Genomic DNA, 17,841 nt, shown 5'->3' with positions numbered 1-17,841 from the left:
AAAATATGGTAACTGCGCCCTACGCCTGCGTCTCCGAGAGGATCATCTCGCCGATTGACTTGTTCTGCGGCACCATCGGGAAGACGTTGACTTCGCGTTCCACCCGAAAATCAATCAACACCGGGCCATCAGTGGCGTGCGCCTCATCAATCGCATCTTGCACGTCTTCGCTGCGTTCAACTGTGATGCCTTTCCAGCCGTAGGCTTCGGCCAGTTTGGCGAAATCGGGGCCTGAGAGCGGCGTGCCGCTGTAGCGCTTGTTTTCAAACAACTCTTGCCACTGGCGCACCATGCCAAGATAGCCGTTGTTGATCACTGCCACCTTGACGTTCTTCAGCCCTTCTTGCACGATTGTCGCCATCTCCTGGTTGGTCATCTGGAAGCCACCATCACCCACGATTGCCCAGACCGTCTCGTTCGGACAGGCAATCGCGACACCGAGCGCCGCAGGCACGGCAAAGCCCATCGTCCCGGCGCCGCCTGAGGTAATGTGGGTGCGTGGTCCGTGGTTCCAGTCGATCAATTGCGCGGCCCACATCTGATGCTGACCAACGTCGGTAACCACGCGATAGTTGCCGCGAGCGTTGAGCGTGCGGCTGAGCGCCTCGTAGACATCGTGTGGCGGTAGTGCCATGTTGGCCATCGCGGCCCGATTCTTGTACTGCTGTTTGCCTTGGTGCTTATCCTGCATCTCGCGGATGTGCTCCATCCAATCCGAGGCGTGGGTATGCAGTTCGGCCAGCTCGCTCGGCGGCGGCAAATCTTCGAGCAGCGCCTGCAATACGAGGCGCGCGTCGCCAACGATAGGCACATCGACACGCACGTTCTTGCCGATCTCCGATGGATCGATATCGACGTGAATGATGCGCGCATGGGGCGCGAAGGTGCTGGCCTTGCCGGTCACGCGGTCGTCAAAGCGGCCACCAATGTTGAACAAAACATCGCATTCCTGGATGGCGCGGTTAACGTGGACCCAGCCGTGCATGCCCGGCATGCCAATACAGAGTGGGTGATTCTCGGGGATAGAGCCGATGCCGTGCAGGGTAGTCACCACCGGGATGCGCAGGCGCTCGGCGAACTCTTGCAGTTCGCGATGCGCACCTGACATAATGATACCGTGGCCGGCAATGATCAGCGGTTTCTTCGCGCTGATCAACAGTTTGATCGCTTCGCGGATCTGGCGTCGATTGCCCTGATAAGTCGGCTTGTATCCCGGCAGATTGAGCTTGATGTCCCAGTTCGGCACCGTCGTCTTCTGCATTGCATCTTTGGTGATGTCGATCAGCACCGGGCCGGGCCGGCCAGTGGTCGCGATATAGATCGCTTCCTTGAAGACATAGGCCAGCTCGTCAACATTCTTCACCAGATAGTTGTGCTTGGTGATCGGCATCGTGATACCGGTGATGTCGGTCTCTTGAAACGCATCCTTGCCGAGGACATGGCTACCGACCTGGCCGGTAATCGCCAGCAGTGGCGTGCTATCCATCATTGCGTCGGCAATCGGGGTGACGAGATTGGTTGCGCCGGGGCCGCTGGTGCCGATGCACACGCCAATTCTGCCGGTGGCGCGAGCGTAGCCTTCGGCGGCGTGGCCGGCTCCCTGTTCGTGGCGGCAGAGCACGTGGCGCAGCCGGTCGCGGTAATCCCACATGGCGTAGTAGAAGGGCATGATTGCGCCGCCGGGGATCCCGAACATCACTTCGACCCCTTCGCGGATGAGGGCCTCACACATAATCTGGGCGCCGGTGAGTGGTTTGGTCATCGAACTACTCCTGTTGTTGTTGAGACTGGAACCGCATTGATGTTGCATAGTCGTACCCAACGGTTGCGCGCCTCAATGCGCTCCGCCGTTGACGACGACCGATCCAATAACCGACGAGCCACAGCAGTGGGGCAAATCGCCGCTGCTCACCCCGATGTGAGCGGCCAGGCGCGGGGCAGTGCCCTGGCAAGGCGGCGGTGAACTGGAATGTACGCTAGCGACGCCAGCGCAGTCTGACTGGCGCCAGGGCGAATTGCGGCTGTAACGTCAGGTAGTGCCGATAACTGATGATGATGTTGATGAGCCGCATCGCGTCTCCTCACAGCGTACTAAAAAACCTCCCGCGCAGCGGGAGGTTCAGTCTTACATCCTGAGCCGGGGCTTTGTATCCTTCCCCTCCCTAAGCGCGTTTTCTCCACCCGCCAATAAGGCTAAGGAGGAGTACGAGTACGAGGAGAATAAGGCTTACAAAGTGAGCGGCCATAGATTTGTGCGTTTTGTCTGAATACTGATCCGCGAAGAGGATACCACACCGTACACAGTTTGTCAATAACCTTCCGATGAGGAGAGCGGCGCATCCCGGCTACCATGATTGTGGCCGGGATGCAGTGAGTGGCCCATTAGTATCGATCAGGTTGTCAAGGCTCGAGCAAAATGATCACCATCGTCTTGTTGTTTGCCGTCGATATGTTCACCGTTGCGGTGCGGCTATCTTTGCTGAAGCTTAACTGGTATGTGTCGCCGTATTGCGTGCTTTCACCCGCCTGCCAGCCCCGCGCAACCATCTCGGCGCGGTAGAAGGTGGCCATATCTGCCGCTGACGCAGTGGTTTCGAAACTGATCAGCGAACCCATCTGCACCTGGTTGCTGATATTGGGCGGGAGCGGGATGTCGGCGCTGGCAGCCTGTTGTTGGGCGCACAATTCCGGTAGCGTGATCGTGGTGGTGTTGGCAAGCCGGGTGACGTTGTACTCCCAGCGCAGATTCCCTAACGCGCCTGGCAACAGCTCGCCACTATCTTCCAGCACCGTATCGGTGAGCGATCCGGTCAGTTCCCCGATGTGGCGAACAACAACCGCCGGATTCGACGAAACCCAGATCTCGCCCTGCGCCTGTCCCTGGTATCCGAGTGTCTGCTCGGTGAGATTGAAGCTGTAGCGGTCAGTCGTGAAGCCATTCATTTGGACACTACGCTCGACCAGCATGGCATCGTTGAGGTTGCCGATCAGGGCGTCAGGTGTCAACATGTTGCCGCTAAACGGATCCGTGTCGCTGATGCTCAGACAATTCCGGTCATTGCCATCCTCGAAATACTGGTACATCTGATCGTCGATGTCGAGGTAGACGATGCGTGTCCGTCTGCCATCGGCTGAGTCAGATTCCAGCGTCAGGCTGCGATCACCGTTTTGCAGGTGGATTTCCAGGAAGGTTATTTTGATCGGTTCATCAGCCTGACCTTCTGATTTGATCACACCGTCCAGCTTCATCTCGATTTGCACGTTACCCAGCGCCGTCAGGTCGATGTCGGTGCTGGCGATCGGTGGTCGTTCGGTTGCGCCGCCGGTAGCAGGGGTCGTGGCCGGTGGTTGAGTCGTTGCGCCGCTGGCAACGGTTGGCGCGGCGGTTGTGGGGGCCGCTTCGGTCGCTGCCGGACGCGGCGTTCGCGTTGGTCGCGCTTCGGTGGTTGGGGTTGGAGTCGGATTGCTGGCTGTGCTGCCGCAGGCTGTGAGCAAGAATGCGATTGCCAGGCTGAAAACGGTCAGGGTTAATCGAAGACTGCGCATGATAAAAGTCCCTTGGTTAGAGCCATTGCCGGTTTACTTACGCGCTCTCTGCGATGCCGGCTCTAAGGAACCCTCCATGCGCTGTGGCGTTCAGGTAACCCTCACCGGATCACTTGCGCGCTCCCCATTACTGTAACACTTGCTAGTCGCCGTCACAAGACCGCGCGGCAGAGATGACAATTTTGTTATTCTGATACGCTCTGCGAAGAAGTTGTAGTCAGCCGGCTTGACTGCCGCTTGCGCCAGACTTGCTGATCAGCGCGATGCCGTCTGGAGTGCCCATGCTACTGCGGAGAGCAGTTGTTGCGCAGTGTCATCCCAGCGTGGCAGCGTGGCAGCCCGTTGATATGCTGCGTCACTGAGGCGAGCGCGAAGGGTATTGTTGGTGACGATGGTGTGTAATGCGGTGGTCAGCGCCTGTTCATCGTCAGGTGATACCAGCAACCCGGCGCTACCGACCAGCGCCGGTATTGGCCCGACCGCGCCGGCGATAACCGGCAGGCCGCAGGCCAGCGCCTCGGCAAAGACCAGACCATACCCCTCAAAGCGTGTGGGTAGCGCAAAGACACTGGCGCGAGCGTATCGTTCGGCCAGTTCATCATCGCTGAGCGGGCCGCACACGGTTACAGTAGACCCGCAGTCACGCGCGGCTTGCCAAACCTCAGCGGCATAAACCGGATCAGCCGCAATGTCGCCGATCAGCTCAAGTCGCCAGCCATTCACGGCTGACTGCGCCCATGCTCGCGCCAGCCGGGCCTGGTTTTTGCGCGGAATCCATTGCCCAACTGCGATGACGAGTGGCTCGCGGGGAATATTGGCTGGAAGGCGCGCCAGCAAGCGGTCGCACCCGCCTGAGACCACCCAAATGCGCGCCGAGTCAGCGCCGCGCGCCGTGAGGGTGGCAGCGCCATCGTCGCTAACCGCTACCAGAACATCGGCGCGTAGCAGCGCCTGTTCCCATTCTTGCTCACGCGGATCGCGCGCGCCGGCCACTGCCGGTAGTTCGTGAATCAACGCGATAAGCGGACGCTGCGCGCGCCACCGATCGATCCACGGCGCAACCACGGCGCGCGCCAGCGCATCGATTAATAGCGCGTCATAACGCTCTACATCCACTCTGACGCTTGCCTGTGACGCGGCGGTGAGTTGCCCATCAACATCCGCTGGCCCCAGCACGATTTCGTCAACGCGATGCCCCTGTGCTCGCCAGCGTCGAAACACTTCGCGATGGTAGAGGTAACCGCCGGTAAGCCGGTTGGGATCGCCAACCGTGAGGAAAGCGAGGTTGAGCATTGCTTCTCAGTCCTGGTCGTAAGAACCGGTTGGGCGCGTCGATCTGCATCGGGCATTTAAGCGCTGTCTAACCGATGGCTATACGCCGCGTAGGCCTGCGGATTTTCCCAGATGCGCACGGTCAGCGTGGTCAGACCGGATCCGCGCAGCGCAGCGGCGATCCGTTCCCAACAGTAGCGCGCGACGTTTTCAGCCGTGGTATTGAGATGGTGTAACCCTTCGACAGTGCCGAGATCGCGGTAGTGCAGGTCGGCAACGATGGCATTGACCGCTCCATGTAACGCGGTGATGTCGAACAGCGTGCCGTCGGCGCGCAAGTTGTTGCCGGTCACGATAGCTTCCAGCCGGTAGGTGTGACCGTGCATGCGGGTGGCCGGGCCGAAATCGCCTTCGAGCCGGTGAGCGGCTTCAAACTGAGCAGTAACACCGATTTCGTACATAATGGTCACTCGTTTCGCTTCAGAGCTTCATCCTGATAGACAAACATCACCTGTGTCACTTCGGGTGTCGCCGCATCTAGCAAGGCATACGCCTCAGCCGCCCGCGTGATGGGAAAGCGGTGACTGACCAGTTCCTCAAGCCGTAAGCGCGGCAACAGGTTCATCACCATCGCCGCGCGACGTTCATAATCCCAGCGCGGCAACATTTCCGGCGCCAGCCGACCTACCTGCGACGAACGGAGGCGCACTCTTCCCCGGTGAAAGTGGCTGCCGAGCGAAAGCGTCACCGGTTTTTGGCCGTACCACGACGCAACGACCACCAACCCTTCCACCGCTACCGCATCGATAGTTTGTTGCAGCGCCGTCGGCGCGCCGCTGACTTCAATGGCAATGTCGGCCCCGCGCCCCTCGGTCAGGCAGGCGATTGCTGCCGGATCGGCCTGCGCCAGCGCGATCGCGCCGAACTGCGTAGCCAGCGCTCGCCGTTGCGGCACGGGATCTACCGCGATGACCTGTGCGCCGGCCATGCGCAGCAATTGGGTGACCAGCAACCCGACCACACCTTGCCCGCATACCAGCACTGTCTCGCCCAGGCGGGGCGCGGCGTCGTGACAAATCGTCAGCGCCGTTTCCACGTTGGCATAAAATCCACCCAACGCCGGATCGAAATTGTCCGGGAGGCGCTTGACCAGGTGCGCCGCAATCGTAAAGACGCTCTGATGGGGATGCAGGGCTGCCACCAGATCACCGACCTGCAATCCGGTTACATCGGCGCCAACATCGATCACCCGTCCGGCAATCGCGTAGCCATATTTGAGCGGAAAGGCAAAGCTACCGCGCAACGTGGGCAGGTCAAGCGGCAAGGTGGGATCAACCTCGCCGCGATAGACCAGCCGTTCAGTGCCGTGGCTAATCAATGAGGAAATTGCCGCGATACGCACTTCATTCCTGTTCGGCGGCGGCGCTTCTTCGCGCTGGATTGTGACTGCGCGCGGCGCGGTAAACCAGATCGCCTGCGCCGGGATAGCTGCTGTCATACGGTGTGTCGGCTTTTCATTGTCAGATTGCGCGATTCGGGCTGATTGCTGCGCGATCACAGCCAGCCGCTGGCGCAATCATTTTTATCCTGATTCATAGTCAATGACCCCCTCGACGACCACATCGGCGCCGTAGTTTGTCCAGGTCGCATTGCGCAGTCTGATCGCCTGCGTGAGGGTAGTAATTCCAATATCGCCAATCGCAATTGGGCCGGCGCCAAGGATGATTGGCGCGATGGTGATCGCCACCGCATCGACCAGTCGTTCACGCAACAGACTGGTGATCAGTCGCGCGCCTCCTTCAACCATCACACTATCGATGCCGCGTTCACCCAGCGCATCGAGCAGCGCTGCCAGATCAACCCCGCCAGCCACCGCTTCCGGCAAGGTTAGAACGGTTGCGCCGCAGTCCTGCAAGGCTTTCCGGCGAACATCGGGCGCGGCAGCCGTGCAGGCCAGAATGGTGCCACCTGCCGCGCCGTCGCGGATAACTGCCGCCGTGAGTGGCGCTCGTAGCGTTGTATCCACGATCACCCGTAGCGGATCGCGTCCTGCCACGAGACGCACTGTCAGGCGTGGATCGTCACGCAAAACGGTGCCAACGCCAACCATGATCGCGGCGTGAGCTGCGCGTAGCCGATGGCAAAAATGGAGCGATTCCGGCCCGCTGATCCACTGCGAGCTGCCGTCAAGCGCCGCTACCCGTCCATCGAGGGTTTGCGCAAAACTGAGCGTTACCCATGGTCGCATCATCGTCGGCGCACAATTTCAACTATCGAGCCGGCAAGGATCGTTTCGCCGAGTCGCACTCCCGGTTTCGTCACTCGCACAGCAACTGCTCGAACCTGGGGATGATCCACTAGCACCGCAGTGGCAATCTGCTCGGCTACCGCTTCGGTCAGCTTGAGCGGCGGCCCGCACACAATTGCGCGCGCCCGGTCGTGAATCTGATTGTAATCAACCGTCTGGCTTAGATCGTCACTTGAGCCGGCAGCGCGCAGATCAAGCTCGATTGCCACATCAACCACAAATCGTTGACCGAGCCGATTCTCTTCCGGACGGGTGCCGTGGTAGCCGATGAATTGCATCCCGCTCAAGATGATGCGGTCGTGCCCGATACCCCAATCACTCATCATCGCCATCCTTTTCTACAGCGAGACCGTACATCAGTGGGATCGCCGGCACGTCAGGCGGTGGCAACATTCGACGGCCAGGGGCCGGAGTCATGCGCTCGAATGGGCGTTCTCCATTGACATAACAGTACTCGTGGAGTTCGCGCAGGCGCAATTCGGCCTGAGCCAGGGCCGTCACCACCTCACCAATCCCCCAGCGGTAAAGTGTGCATGGTTCTGGATTAGTAAACTCACGCACACCGGGCAAGAATCCCGAAGGTGATAGCCCGCCTGCCGCCGCGCCAACATAATCGCCCACGCCGGGCAGTTCCAATCGATTTCCGCCGCGCGGGTAATCGTATGCCAGCCGCCAGTCGGCAGTGAACATATTTGAGGCAGGGTGGAATTCTATCAACACGAATCGCCCGCCCGGCGCAAGCAGACCGGCAACACCGGCGGCGAAAGCGCGCAAGTCGCGCAGCCAGCAGATCACGCCATAGCCGGCATAGATGCGCTCGAAGCGGTATCCATCTGCCCGGGCGGCGGCCAGATACTCGTAAACATCAGCCTGCGCGAATGTCGCCGGGATGCCACTGGCTGCGCTCAAGGCCCGGGCATAGGCAATTGCGGCATCGCTCAGATCGACGCCGGTGACGACCGCGCCGCGCGCCGCGAGCGATAGACTATCGGCGCCGGTATTGCAGAGGAGATGCAGTAATCGACAACCCCGTATCTCGCCGAGCAGCGCAATCTCTTCGGGGAAGAGGGTCGAGCCGCCGTTGCGTAGAAAGGCGGCTTCATCAGCGCGATGACTGATATGCGCCGGCACGACGGCATTCCACGAGCGGCGATTCTGTTCGGTGATCGGGTCAGGCATAGCAATCTGGTGTTCGTTTGAGTTGGGATTGGCAGAACGGATAGCACCCGGTTGTTTCAGTAGTACAGCGCGTCTTCATCTTCATCCACGCCGAAGAAGCGTAGCCATTCTTCCACTTCGGCTTTGCTCAATGGGCGATCGGCCCGTTTGTCGTTGGCGTTGATTCGTGGCTGATCGAGCTGTTGCAGGCGACGGGCAAACTCTTGCGCCGGGATAACCCGGATGCCGCGCGCCTGCGCTTCACCCGCTACAGCCCGGTCTGAAGAGACAACCTGCCACTCTTCGCAGCGGCGGATCGTTCGAATCTGTCGGATAAGTTCCTGGTCGGCATCCCGTGGCGGCTTAACAAAACGAACCTCAACACCATAACCGTTTAGATTTTGGGGATGGCCGTAGACGCCACCGTCAAAGATGACCACGATGCGGCGTCCCCGTTTCCGCGCTGCATAGCGGCGCAATTTGGCCACAAGTTTCGCTTCGTCATCGGGATCGCTGAGATCGATGTCGGGGAGCTGGCCGATCAGGTTGTGACCGTCAATGAGTATCGGCATAACGTATTGTACCTGAAGATGTTGCCCAATGCGACATAAAGGCTGCGATCCCGGCGGGTTGCAGCAAGCTTCCAAGAGTATCGTACCATGATGCCGATGGTTTTATCTGCGCCGACCTGCTACCCTGTATCCTTATGCTTCCCCATGCTAATTCGTATCGCGTTGCCGAACGGTTCCTGGCCGGAGAGTATCCGTTCCCGACTGCGGCTGATGTCGAACGGCTAAATTGGTATGTCGCCGCCGGAGTTACCTGCTTTATCGATCTGACGGCGCCCGGTGAAGCCTGGGATTACGCAACTGCGTTGCCGCCGACAATCGCTCATCTGCGCTTTCCCATCCCCGATTTTGGGGTGCCGGAATCGCCGGCGGTGATGCAGGCGATCCTGGCCGCCATCGATCAGGCGCGCGAACAGGGCGCGACCGTCTACCTGCATTGTCGCGGTGGCATTGGTCGCACTGGCATGGTCGTTGGTTGCTGGCTGGTGCGCCACGGCGCGACCGGCGATGCGGCCCTGGCAACAGTCGCGCGTCTCTGGCAAACCGTTGCCAAAGCAGCGCGCTACCCCCACAGTCCAGAGACACCGGCGCAGGAGGCTTACGCGCGCGCCTGGGCAACGTTGCAACCGACACCGGTGGCGCATCGTCAGATGGAATGAAAGACATAAACCATATTGTAAGGATTAAGGATTGACGTATGAAAAGCACTGAACCACCCACGTCCTCGTCACGCCTGGTTGCGCAATCGGTTGGCCGGCGCCTGCTGGGCATCGCGCTCATCCTGGGTGGAATTGGCTGGTTGTTGTTTGAACTCTTCAGTCGTGGCACCATTGCCGGGATCGATGTGCAGGTGGCGCGGGTAGATAGCGCGCAGGCCATTCCTGTGCAACGCTTTACCGTGACGCGGGTCGAAGTGACTGGCGTAAACGATCAGGTGGTATTGAATGGCGCCTCTGGTGAAGAGGTTGTGCTGAGCGGTGAACGGCGCGGGTTTGGTTGGGCGGCCAATGCGGCGGCGAGCGCAGCGGCTCAGATCCAGGTGGTCGCTGAGCAGCGTGGCGATACACTCTATATCGATGTCAGGCGCCAGTCATGGGCGCCATGGAGTTTTGGACGCAATCCGTATGCCCGGCTGGAACTGGCTCTGCCACCCGACGTTACCTTTGACGTGTCGCTGGGGTCAGGTGAGGTTTCGCTCCGCCAGACTGTCGCCAGCGGCACCGTGACAACAGTCAGTGGTCGGGTCAATGCCGATGGCGCCGGCGGCGATCTGACGATCAACACTACCAGCGGCGCGATTGAACTCCGCGATCAGCGCGGTTCGCTCCAGTGTACAACTGTGAGTGGCGATCTGTTTCTCACCGGCCAGCTTGATAACCTGATCGCGCAAACAACCAGTGGCGATGTGACGGTGCGTGGCGCAGCAAATGTGGCGCAAATCAAGACCGTCTCCGGGCAGATTGTGGTAGATACGGCGATCACAAGGCAGCTTGCGCTCGATTCAGGAAGCGGCGCCATAACCTTTATCGGCCAGCTTGCCGCCGGCCAACACCGCATTCAGACTATTTCCGGCGACATTGCGATCACCCTGCGCCAGCCCGATGTTGACCTTGCCTTCAGCACAGTGAGCGGCCAGATCACCGTGCCCGATGCGCTGGCTGCGCAGGTTGTCAACCGACGCTCATTAACCGCGACTCTCGGTGAAGGTGGAGCGCAGGTACAGGCGTCATCGACTGCTGGGAATATCACATTGGCGTTGGAAACCTGATCTTCACGCACTGCAATGCGCGTTGAGCGGCAGAGACTAGCAAGCTCCCTTATCCGGTCAGGAATGGCGTGTTGAGTGGATAACCTTGCGTCGATAGCTGCGCGCCGCAAGATTACTCATGCCGCGCTGAGGTCAGTTCACGCCGGTTGACCGGTCGCTCTCGCCCAACCACGAGTCGGGTTTGTTGAGTGACTCGCTCACTCATCCGGAAGGAGCGAGATGAGTTGCTCTGCGTCAAAAAAGTTCGACAAACTCTGTGCAAAATCATTGCAAACATGGTATGCTGATCATAAATCTGTTATGTCTATTTTCGATCCCGATTAACGGAGCAACCATAATGATGACCACAAGTATCCCTACCGGCACCGAACGCCGGTTTGAAATCCGGGAAGAATACCGCAGCGGACCCGATGGCTTGATGCGGGCCTGGATCTCATCGCCAGCGCAGGGTTTGCCAGTGCTCTTGATCCATGGTTATGGCGCCTTGATCGAACACTGGCGTCCGGTGATGCGTCCGCTTGCCAGCGAACACACCCTCTACGCAATTGATCTCTACTACTTCGGCTATTCGGCTCGTCCGGCAGGTCGCCCCAGTCGAGAACGCTGGGCAGCGCAGGCAGCGGCGTTCATTCGCGACGTGATTGGCCAGCCGGCAGTAGTGGTCGGTCACTCGATGGGTGGCGTTGTTAGCGCCGAACTGGCCCGCGCTTATCCCGACCAGGTCAAGGCGCTAGTGCTGGTCAACAGCTCAGGCGCGCAATTGCAGGCCCGACCACTCAGCCCGGTCGATCGCTTGATGCTTGACGCGATTGGCGCGCCGCTGATCGGCGAGGCGTTGGCTGGCGTCTTTGGCAATCGCTGGGGAGTGCGGCAGGGTTTACTATCGGCGTATCATCGCAAGGAATGCGTTACCCCGGAGCTGGTTGAGACATTTAGTGGCCCGCTGCGCCGGTACGGCGCCGGTTCATACCTCAAGGTGAGCCGTGAATTTGCCAACCTGGTGCTCGATCTCAAGCCGGGTGAGATACAGGCGCCGACGCTTTTGATCTGGGGCACTGAGGATCAGTCCATCCCACCTGCCCACGCCGAGATCATCAAACAACGCATGATCCCGCATGCGGAGATCAGACTCATCCCTGACAGCGGCCACTGCCCATTCGACGAGACACCGCAGGCGTTTCTCGACATTCTGTTGCCGTGGTTGCGGCAACTGCCGGCGGCACAGGTGGCCTGATGCCAGCGCCTGATTGCGCGAACGAGCGATAGCTACAGGCGGTTCATCATCGCCTGCGCCGCGTGGCGAAAATACTCAATCATCACACTTCGGGCCGGTTCGGGCACGCCAGCTTCGTCAACGGCTGCCAGCATATGTTCCAGCCAGGCGTCACGCTCAACTGGCCCGATCGGAAACGGCGCGTGCCGCATACGCAAACGCGGATGGCCGCGCCGTTCGCTATAGGTGCGCGGTCCGCCGAAATACTGCATCAGAAAGAGGCGCTGATGCTCTTTTCCCGGTTCAAGGTCGGCGGGAAAGAGGTGGCGAAGCCGCGGATCAGCTTCGACCCGGGCGTAGAAAATATCGACAATTCGGCGAAAGGTCGCTTCGCCGCCGATCTGCTCATAAATGGTTGGTTCTCTCATACGGCTGTCTAGATTCGGTCTTTTCTGACGAGAGATGCCGCCTTTTTTATGCTACCATAAAACTGGCGGCACGTTCATCTTCGGCATTATCTTACCCTCTGCGCGCCTTCATTCTGAAATTGTATGTGATGACGGCAATGACCTACCCAACCCTCACCATTACTGTTGGACGGCTGCGTCTTACCGCGCTGGCTGCCGGCGGGCCGCGTATCCTGGGCCTGCAACTCGATCATGGTCCCAATCTGTTGGCCGAAACACCAAACGCGCGCTGGGAAACTCCTTGGGGTGAGTTTGCCCTGATCGGCGGCCATCGGCTCTGGCATGCGCCCGAAGCCTTTCCGCGCAGCTACTGGCCCGATCTGACCGGTCCGACTGCCGAGCCGATTGCCAATGGATTGGTGTTGCGCAGCGCCACCGATCCGGGTGGCATTGCCAAAACGATCACCGTGACCATTGAGCCAGATAAACCGCGTGTGCATCTTCGGCATGCGCTGACCAACCAAGGGTTGTGGCCAGTAGAGTTAGCGCCGTGGGCGATCACGCAACTGGCGCCGGGTGGATTGGCCATCCTGCCTTTGCACGATGATTGTCCGCCGGTCAACCCGCTCACCCCCAATCGCCAGATTGCCTTCTGGCCATACACTCCCCTCCCCGATCCACGACTGCACCTGACCGGTGACTGCATCTTGATTGATACCGCGCAGAGTGGCCCGCCGGCCAAAGTCGGCGCGCGCAGTCCGGCGGGCTGGTTGGCCTACCTGCGTGATGATGTGCTGTTTGTCAAGCGAGTCGCCTTTATCGCCGGTGGTTGTTATCCCGATCACAATTGCAATCTCGAAATCTACTACGATCAAGGGTGTACCGAACTGGAGACGCTGGCGCCGCTCGGTCGGCTTGCGCCTGGGGATACCGTAACCCACGATGAAACCTGGTATCTCGTCCCCTGGTCGGCAGTGATAGATCAGAGAGATCTATTCAAAACGCTCGCCAAAGTGGTGGCAGAACTGGTATAATAGCAGCGCACAGGCGGAGTTATACGGATATAGCAGCAGGTTGACTGAACAGCATGAACCTCTTCCAGATGAGGTGGTTGATCGGTTCGTTGCAAATCATACTATAAGCCTTGCGCACACAACTGCTTGGCCGACTCAGGTCAGGCATCATTGCCTTGCGTAGCTGAATCGCAATCCATCATCGCTTAACCAAAAGGATAACCGCTTCTACATCAACAGAATGCCATGTCGTTCTTGCGTGGGAATGTGCATATGAGCAACATTTATTGACACATGCCGATATTCGTGCTACTATTGCGGTACAAGCCAAAGGTCGTGGATGGTATGCCGGTTTTGGCTTTTAAGCAAAAACTTCATGTGGTGTTCGATCGTAAGCCTCTGTGCGCCGCCGCAGCGGCGGTCGACAGCATCTGAGCAGTAAGCTCCTGGAAAGGCCCTGATGCGCACTCTGATCTTCACCGGAAAAGGCGGCGTCGGCAAAACGAGCGTCGCCGCAGCAACAGCCCTCCGGGCCGCAGATCGTGGTCTCAAGACACTGGTAATGAGTACCGATCCGGCCCACTCGTTGGCCGATTCACTCGATCTTGAAGGGCCGCTTGGCCCCGAACCTGTTCGGATTACCGACAATCTTGACGCGCTCGAAGTGAGCATTTACCACGACATCGAGACCAACTGGGGCATCGTGCGCGAACACTTTGCCCAGCTCATGGCCGAGCAGGGCGTGCAGGGCGTTTTGGCTGATGAGATGAGCGTCTTGCCCGGCATGGAAGAGGCGTTTCCCCTTATTCGGATCAAAAAGCACAAGGAGCGTGGCGATTACGATCTACTGGTCATTGACTGCGCGCCGACCGGCGAGACGCTGCGACTGCTGTCTGCTCCTGAGACATTCAAGTGGGCGATTAATATGCTGCGTGGGGCCGAACGGTTTGTTATCAAGCCGATTCTGCGCCCTATGAGCAAGATTAATTCGACCCTGGGCAAGATGGTCGCGCCACCTGAGGTTTACGAAGCTGTAGACGATATGTTCCGCCAGCTCGAAGGCGTCACGGCGACGCTGGCTAATCCGCGTGAAACCTCGATTCGGCTGGTTATGAACCCCGAAAAGATGGTTATTAAAGAGAGTCAGCGCGCGTTGACGTACCTGTCGATGTACGGCATGACCGTCGATATGGTGGTAGTCAACAAGATCCTGCCAATCGATCAGGATAGCGGGTATCTTAACCACTGGCGCGATGTTCAGCAGCGCTATCTGCAAGATGTTGAACATGCCTTTGTGCCGCTGCCGATCCGGCGTGTTCCCTACTACCCCGAAGAGGTGGTTGGTCTTGCCAAGTTGCGCCAGATGGGTGACGATATCTACGGCGATATGGATCCGACGGCGGTGCTTTACGATCGCGCGCCGCTCGATATTTCCAAAGTTGGCGATAAGCACTATCGCGTGAAGATTCGGTTGCCCTTCGCCGATGTTTCGCAACTCGATCTGTATCAGAACGGTGATGAACTGGTGGTGCAGATCGGCGATTTCCGGCGAGTGATTACGCTGCCGACCAGTCTGGCCGGTCTTGAGGCCGGTCAGGCCGAGATGGAGGGTGACTGGTTGATCGTGCCCTTCATGGCGCCACAGATGGTGTCGCGCTAAGGCAGCCTGATGATGGGGTTTCTCGGAGGCTTGCCTCCGGTGACCTGAATATGGGGAGTCCGTATACTTAAGGAGGTGTGTGCATGGCGACGAGAGGCTGGTTCTCGGAGTCGTCGGCGCAAGTGGCGCAAATCGGCGACATCATGTTCCAGGGCCACTGGCAGTGGGTCTCGAATGCGCTGCAGGCCACCGCGGCAGCGGTTGACAACATCAACCGCAATGCTTACCCGGGCGTGTCCCGGAGCGGCTCGGGCGAGGGCGCATTCAGCAGCTCGAGCAACGGCTTCCGTCCGAAGCGCATCCGCTCGCGCTTCAACCGCTAGGTTGGCGGGCAGGCGTGAGGCGCGCTGCTCGCCGCCTCACGCCGATCCCCGGAGAGCGTTATGATTAACCTGCTCTATCACAGTCATACTATCGTTCCAGCTCACCTCGAAGAGATTACGCGGCTTGATGTGCTCGATCACGATGAGCAGGTGCTGGTCGCGATTGATGGCGTGTTGCTTGATCAACAGGGGCGGCGCTTGAGTGGCCCGACCCTGCACGATTATTGTCTGATTACCGATTTGCGGGTCATTCTGTGGGCGCGTGATTACGGACGCCACCTGTGCTATGCCTTTCCACTGGCCGAGTTGGCGCTGATCGATGGCCGCGGCGTCGATCCGATCCACGGTATGGTGACCATGGGCTTTAGCGCGCCTGATGCGGATGATCAGATCTTTACGTTGACGCTGGTGCCGCAAGCGTATGTGCCGGCGTTGATGATTCTTTTGCGCACCGCTGCCGAAACAGCGCGCGCGGCGCTCGCTGCCGGAATGGATGCGCGCCAGGCCGCGCCTGATGTGATGACTGCGCTCGGAGCGGCAATTTATGGCTCGGAAGATGCGCTGCGGCCTGATGAGACGCCTTATCGCTGGCCCGGTGGCGCGCCACGTGCGCCGGCAACGCCCAATGCGCCGTTTGTCGTTGATCCGACAACGTTGCCGCCCAATCAGATTTTTACTGCCGGTCGCCTCGCTCGCTCGGCCTGGGATACCCTACGCCGCGCTCTGCGCGAGGCCGATTTGCCATTTGATTTGAGTCCGGCCAGTATTCGTGAGTTGACCGAAGCGATTCGAGCCGTCAATGAGCTGGTGCAGACGGTTTCTAGCAATCCGGCTGCTCAACAGATAGCAATGGCGTTTTTGAATCGGCAAGCGGCTCGCCAGGCTGATCCGGCAGGAGCTGCGGGCGCCAAACCGCCGGTTTCTGAGCCATCGGCTGCCGAAGCGCCGCCACCACCATCGGCTGGATCGCGTTATCACGAGATTCCATTGCGTCGTCGTACCGCGCCCCCACCGGAGGCGCCATCACCCTCGCCGGCGCCAATGCCGGCAGCGCGTGTGTCATCAGTTGAAATGCCTGATCGGCGCGAGATTCCGCTCCGTCGGCGCAGCGCGCCCGCGCGTCGGGCGCCACTGGCCGCGTTGAGTGGCTCGGGTGATGCCGATCACGAACAAGCATGATTGTTGTGGTTTGGATTGGCGGCCGCAACCGCCCTAAGGAGCAGGTATGAGTCCATTTCTCGGTGTCAATGTGAGCATGGCCAGCGTTGAAGAACTGCGCCAGCGTGAGTTGCTGGATGAAGGTGAGACGCTGCTTGCCCTGTTCGATGGTACGCTGCTTGATGAGAATGGCCGTCGCGTCGGTGGTCTGGCTCTCGCCGATTTTGTCGCGTTGACCGACCGCCGGCTGATCCTGTGGGCGCGCGGCTTTTTCAATGATACCGTCGATGGTTTCCCCTGGAGCGATGTCGATGTGGTGCGCGCCGAAACCTGGGATCCCTGGCACGGGCGCGTGAGCCTGGCGTTGCGCCTGCCGGCCACACCGCCGCGCAAGCGCCGTGTTGCCCTCGGTGAAGTGCAGGATCCCGGTCAACCTGAGCGGGTGATCGTCAATACGCTCGATTATATGCCCGCTGAAGATGTTGATGTCCTGGCTAAAATGGTGGCCTGGGTCGGCGATCAGGTGCTGGCCGGTCTCGCCGGCGAAGAACTGGTGAAGGCTTTCGAAACAGAGTTTCCGCCGGTTGAGCGGAAACCGTTGCCACCCTTCTTCGTTAGTGAACCGGCGCCGCCGCCGCCAGAGCCTGAGCCAAAGAAGCCGGCGAAGAAGCCATGGTGGAAGTTTGGCGCGACCGAAGACGAAGAGCCAATACCTGCGTCGCCTGGTAACCTGATTGCTGCTTATGAGCGACAGCGGGGCGGGGCGCCGGCTGGTTCGGCCTCGGCTACTCCGGTCGGGCCCATCCCAACGTTGCCCGAGCAGCCCAATATGTACGAAGTGAGCCGTTCGTTGCGCCTGATGCTGGAAGTGCCGCGCGGTTTGGCCCGTGGGATGCGCCGCGCCAGCGAGATTTTGAGTGGCGCAACCGAGCTGCTTAACAATATGCAGGATCCGCGGGTGCGGCGTAACGCGATGCGCGGTCTCTACTATGCCGCCGCGCAGCAAGAGGCCGAAGGCGGGCCGCTGGCACCCGTCGGCCCGGTTGTGCGCGCGGCTGTCCGCTTTGCCGAACCGCCTGAGCAACAGTCGGGCACCGAGCCGGTGCAACGCCGAATCGCGGTGCGCGCTACCGTCCGTCAGGCAACGCCGCCACCGCCGCCAGCCGAAACGCCATCAGCCGAGGCTACCGCTACGCCGCCGACTGCGTCGCCTGGGCCGCAACCGGTGCGTCGCGCCATCAGCGTGCGCCGGGTAGAGCCGCCTGCTGAAGAGAATGGTTCGTCAATGCCGGTTCGCCGGGTAGTCGTTAATCGTGCCGATCGTCCGGCGCCGGTGAGTGGCAGTGGCGCTGGTTCGGTGGCGCGTGAGCCACTCAATGGCCATAATGAGGATGAATCGACAGCGTAGCAGGCAGATTCTGGCGGGGGTATCGGGTTTCAGCAGGC

Annotated in this window: 18 protein-coding genes; 8 read left to right on the top strand and 10 right to left on the bottom strand. The window is 59.8% G+C overall.

Going from position 1 to position 17,841, the window contains the following annotated elements; genetic code table 11:
• Positions 1-19: 19 nt before the first annotated feature.
• From ilvB to Q0650_RS09475, 9 genes are all read right to left on the bottom strand, one after another.
• Entirely contained in the window at positions 20-1,762 is a 1,743-nt protein-coding gene (gene ilvB / locus Q0650_RS09515) for a biosynthetic-type acetolactate synthase large subunit (protein ID WP_298818312.1), read from the bottom strand.
• Positions 1,763-2,400: 638 nt separating this feature from the next.
• On the bottom strand, positions 2,401-3,546 hold the full coding sequence (locus Q0650_RS09510; RefSeq protein ID WP_298818310.1) for a hypothetical protein: 1,146 nt from the start codon (positions 3,544-3,546) through the stop codon (positions 2,401-2,403).
• A 255-nt stretch (positions 3,547-3,801) separates the two neighbouring features.
• The gene (locus Q0650_RS09505) at positions 3,802-4,839 is read right to left on the bottom strand and encodes a glycosyltransferase family 4 protein (protein ID WP_298818308.1); all 1,038 of its coding nucleotides are present in this window, start codon (positions 4,837-4,839) and stop codon (positions 3,802-3,804) included.
• Between the two features lie 56 nt (positions 4,840-4,895).
• Entirely contained in the window at positions 4,896-5,279 is a 384-nt protein-coding gene (locus Q0650_RS09500) for a 6-carboxytetrahydropterin synthase (RefSeq protein WP_298818306.1), read from the bottom strand.
• A gap of 5 nt (positions 5,280-5,284) precedes the next feature.
• Complete coding sequence (locus tag Q0650_RS09495; protein WP_298818304.1) at positions 5,285-6,316, bottom strand: zinc-binding alcohol dehydrogenase; 1,032 nt, start codon at positions 6,314-6,316, stop codon at positions 5,285-5,287.
• A gap of 84 nt (positions 6,317-6,400) precedes the next feature.
• A complete protein-coding gene (locus Q0650_RS09490) occupies positions 6,401-7,069 on the bottom strand; it encodes a RibD family protein (RefSeq protein WP_298818302.1) in 669 nt (222 codons plus the stop codon).
• Entirely contained in the window at positions 7,066-7,452 is a 387-nt protein-coding gene (folB, locus tag Q0650_RS09485; protein ID WP_298818300.1) for a dihydroneopterin aldolase, read from the bottom strand. Before folB ends, Q0650_RS09490 begins: the two co-directional genes overlap by 4 nt.
• The gene (locus Q0650_RS09480) at positions 7,442-8,305 is read right to left on the bottom strand and encodes a bifunctional 2-polyprenyl-6-hydroxyphenol methylase/3-demethylubiquinol 3-O-methyltransferase UbiG (protein WP_298818299.1); all 864 of its coding nucleotides are present in this window, start codon (positions 8,303-8,305) and stop codon (positions 7,442-7,444) included. Before Q0650_RS09480 ends, folB begins: the two co-directional genes overlap by 11 nt.
• Positions 8,306-8,361: 56 nt before the next feature.
• Positions 8,362-8,856, bottom strand: a complete 495-nt coding sequence (locus Q0650_RS09475) for an NYN domain-containing protein (RefSeq protein WP_298818298.1) — start codon at positions 8,854-8,856, stop codon at positions 8,362-8,364.
• A 134-nt stretch (positions 8,857-8,990) separates the two neighbouring features.
• On the opposite strand from Q0650_RS09475, the gene Q0650_RS09470 reads away from it, so the two are divergent.
• The 3 genes from Q0650_RS09470 to Q0650_RS09460 all read left to right on the top strand — a co-directional run bounded on the left by Q0650_RS09470 (position 8,991) and on the right by Q0650_RS09460 (position 11,855).
• On the top strand, positions 8,991-9,512 hold the full coding sequence (locus Q0650_RS09470; protein WP_298818296.1) for a fused DSP-PTPase phosphatase/NAD kinase-like protein: 522 nt from the start codon (positions 8,991-8,993) through the stop codon (positions 9,510-9,512).
• 38 nt (positions 9,513-9,550) lie between these two features.
• The gene (locus Q0650_RS09465) at positions 9,551-10,621 is read left to right on the top strand and encodes a DUF4097 family beta strand repeat-containing protein (RefSeq protein WP_298818294.1); all 1,071 of its coding nucleotides are present in this window, start codon (positions 9,551-9,553) and stop codon (positions 10,619-10,621) included.
• A gap of 337 nt (positions 10,622-10,958) precedes the next feature.
• Positions 10,959-11,855: an alpha/beta fold hydrolase gene (locus Q0650_RS09460; protein ID WP_298818292.1), complete on the top strand. Its 897-nt coding sequence runs from the start codon at positions 10,959-10,961 to the stop codon at positions 11,853-11,855.
• Positions 11,856-11,887: 32 nt separating this feature from the next.
• Here the strand turns inward: Q0650_RS09460 and Q0650_RS09455 are convergent, their stop codons facing one another.
• Positions 11,888-12,262, bottom strand: coding sequence for a globin (locus Q0650_RS09455; protein ID WP_298818290.1), 375 nt, complete (start codon positions 12,260-12,262; stop codon positions 11,888-11,890).
• Positions 12,263-12,399: 137 nt separating this feature from the next.
• Between Q0650_RS09455 and Q0650_RS09450 the strand changes: the two genes are divergently transcribed.
• The 5 genes from Q0650_RS09450 (at position 12,400) to Q0650_RS09430 (ending at position 17,803) form a co-directional block, all read left to right on the top strand.
• The gene (locus Q0650_RS09450) at positions 12,400-13,275 is read left to right on the top strand and encodes a hypothetical protein (protein ID WP_298818287.1); all 876 of its coding nucleotides are present in this window, start codon (positions 12,400-12,402) and stop codon (positions 13,273-13,275) included.
• Between the two features lie 439 nt (positions 13,276-13,714).
• Complete coding sequence (locus Q0650_RS09445; protein WP_298818285.1) at positions 13,715-14,914, top strand: ArsA family ATPase; 1,200 nt, start codon at positions 13,715-13,717, stop codon at positions 14,912-14,914.
• 83 nt (positions 14,915-14,997) lie between these two features.
• A complete protein-coding gene (locus Q0650_RS09440; protein WP_028459413.1) occupies positions 14,998-15,237 on the top strand; it encodes a bacteriochlorophyll c-binding family protein in 240 nt (79 codons plus the stop codon).
• Positions 15,238-15,297: 60 nt separating this feature from the next.
• The gene (locus tag Q0650_RS09435) at positions 15,298-16,416 is read left to right on the top strand and encodes a hypothetical protein (protein ID WP_298818277.1); all 1,119 of its coding nucleotides are present in this window, start codon (positions 15,298-15,300) and stop codon (positions 16,414-16,416) included.
• Positions 16,417-16,462: 46 nt separating this feature from the next.
• The gene (locus Q0650_RS09430) at positions 16,463-17,803 is read left to right on the top strand and encodes a hypothetical protein (protein WP_298818275.1); all 1,341 of its coding nucleotides are present in this window, start codon (positions 16,463-16,465) and stop codon (positions 17,801-17,803) included.
• Positions 17,804-17,841: the final 38 nt, after the last annotated feature.

Source organism: uncultured Chloroflexus sp. (genome assembly GCF_937129525.1).
GTDB lineage: Bacteria > Chloroflexota > Chloroflexia > Chloroflexales > Chloroflexaceae > Chloroflexus.
This window is presented reverse-complemented; position numbering and strand designations above follow the sequence as displayed.

Bases quoted from the DNA above. Each gene is read 5' to 3' on its own strand.
- ilvB (WP_298818312.1), bottom strand. From the start codon at position 1,762: ATGACCAAACCACTCACCGGCGCCCAGATTATGTGTGAGGCCCTCATC.
- Q0650_RS09510 (WP_298818310.1), bottom strand. From the start codon at position 3,546: ATGCGCAGTCTTCGATTAACCCTGACCGTTTTCAGCCTGGCAATCGCA.
- Q0650_RS09505 (WP_298818308.1), bottom strand. From the start codon at position 4,839: ATGCTCAACCTCGCTTTCCTCACGGTTGGCGATCCCAACCGGCTTACC.
- Q0650_RS09500 (WP_298818306.1), bottom strand. From the start codon at position 5,279: ATGTACGAAATCGGTGTTACTGCTCAGTTTGAAGCCGCTCACCGGCTC.
- Q0650_RS09495 (WP_298818304.1), bottom strand. From the start codon at position 6,316: ATGACAGCAGCTATCCCGGCGCAGGCGATCTGGTTTACCGCGCCGCGC.
- Q0650_RS09490 (WP_298818302.1), bottom strand. From the start codon at position 7,069: ATGATGCGACCATGGGTAACGCTCAGTTTTGCGCAAACCCTCGATGGA.
- folB (WP_298818300.1), bottom strand. From the start codon at position 7,452: ATGATGAGTGATTGGGGTATCGGGCACGACCGCATCATCTTGAGCGGG.
- Q0650_RS09480 (WP_298818299.1), bottom strand. From the start codon at position 8,305: ATGCCTGACCCGATCACCGAACAGAATCGCCGCTCGTGGAATGCCGTC.
- Q0650_RS09475 (WP_298818298.1), bottom strand. From the start codon at position 8,856: ATGCCGATACTCATTGACGGTCACAACCTGATCGGCCAGCTCCCCGAC.
- Q0650_RS09470 (WP_298818296.1), top strand. From the start codon at position 8,991: ATGCTTCCCCATGCTAATTCGTATCGCGTTGCCGAACGGTTCCTGGCC.
- Q0650_RS09465 (WP_298818294.1), top strand. From the start codon at position 9,551: ATGAAAAGCACTGAACCACCCACGTCCTCGTCACGCCTGGTTGCGCAA.
- Q0650_RS09460 (WP_298818292.1), top strand. From the start codon at position 10,959: ATGATGACCACAAGTATCCCTACCGGCACCGAACGCCGGTTTGAAATC.
- Q0650_RS09455 (WP_298818290.1), bottom strand. From the start codon at position 12,262: ATGAGAGAACCAACCATTTATGAGCAGATCGGCGGCGAAGCGACCTTT.
- Q0650_RS09450 (WP_298818287.1), top strand. From the start codon at position 12,400: ATGACCTACCCAACCCTCACCATTACTGTTGGACGGCTGCGTCTTACC.
- Q0650_RS09445 (WP_298818285.1), top strand. From the start codon at position 13,715: ATGCGCACTCTGATCTTCACCGGAAAAGGCGGCGTCGGCAAAACGAGC.
- Q0650_RS09440 (WP_028459413.1), top strand. From the start codon at position 14,998: ATGGCGACGAGAGGCTGGTTCTCGGAGTCGTCGGCGCAAGTGGCGCAA.
- Q0650_RS09435 (WP_298818277.1), top strand. From the start codon at position 15,298: ATGATTAACCTGCTCTATCACAGTCATACTATCGTTCCAGCTCACCTC.
- Q0650_RS09430 (WP_298818275.1), top strand. From the start codon at position 16,463: ATGAGTCCATTTCTCGGTGTCAATGTGAGCATGGCCAGCGTTGAAGAA.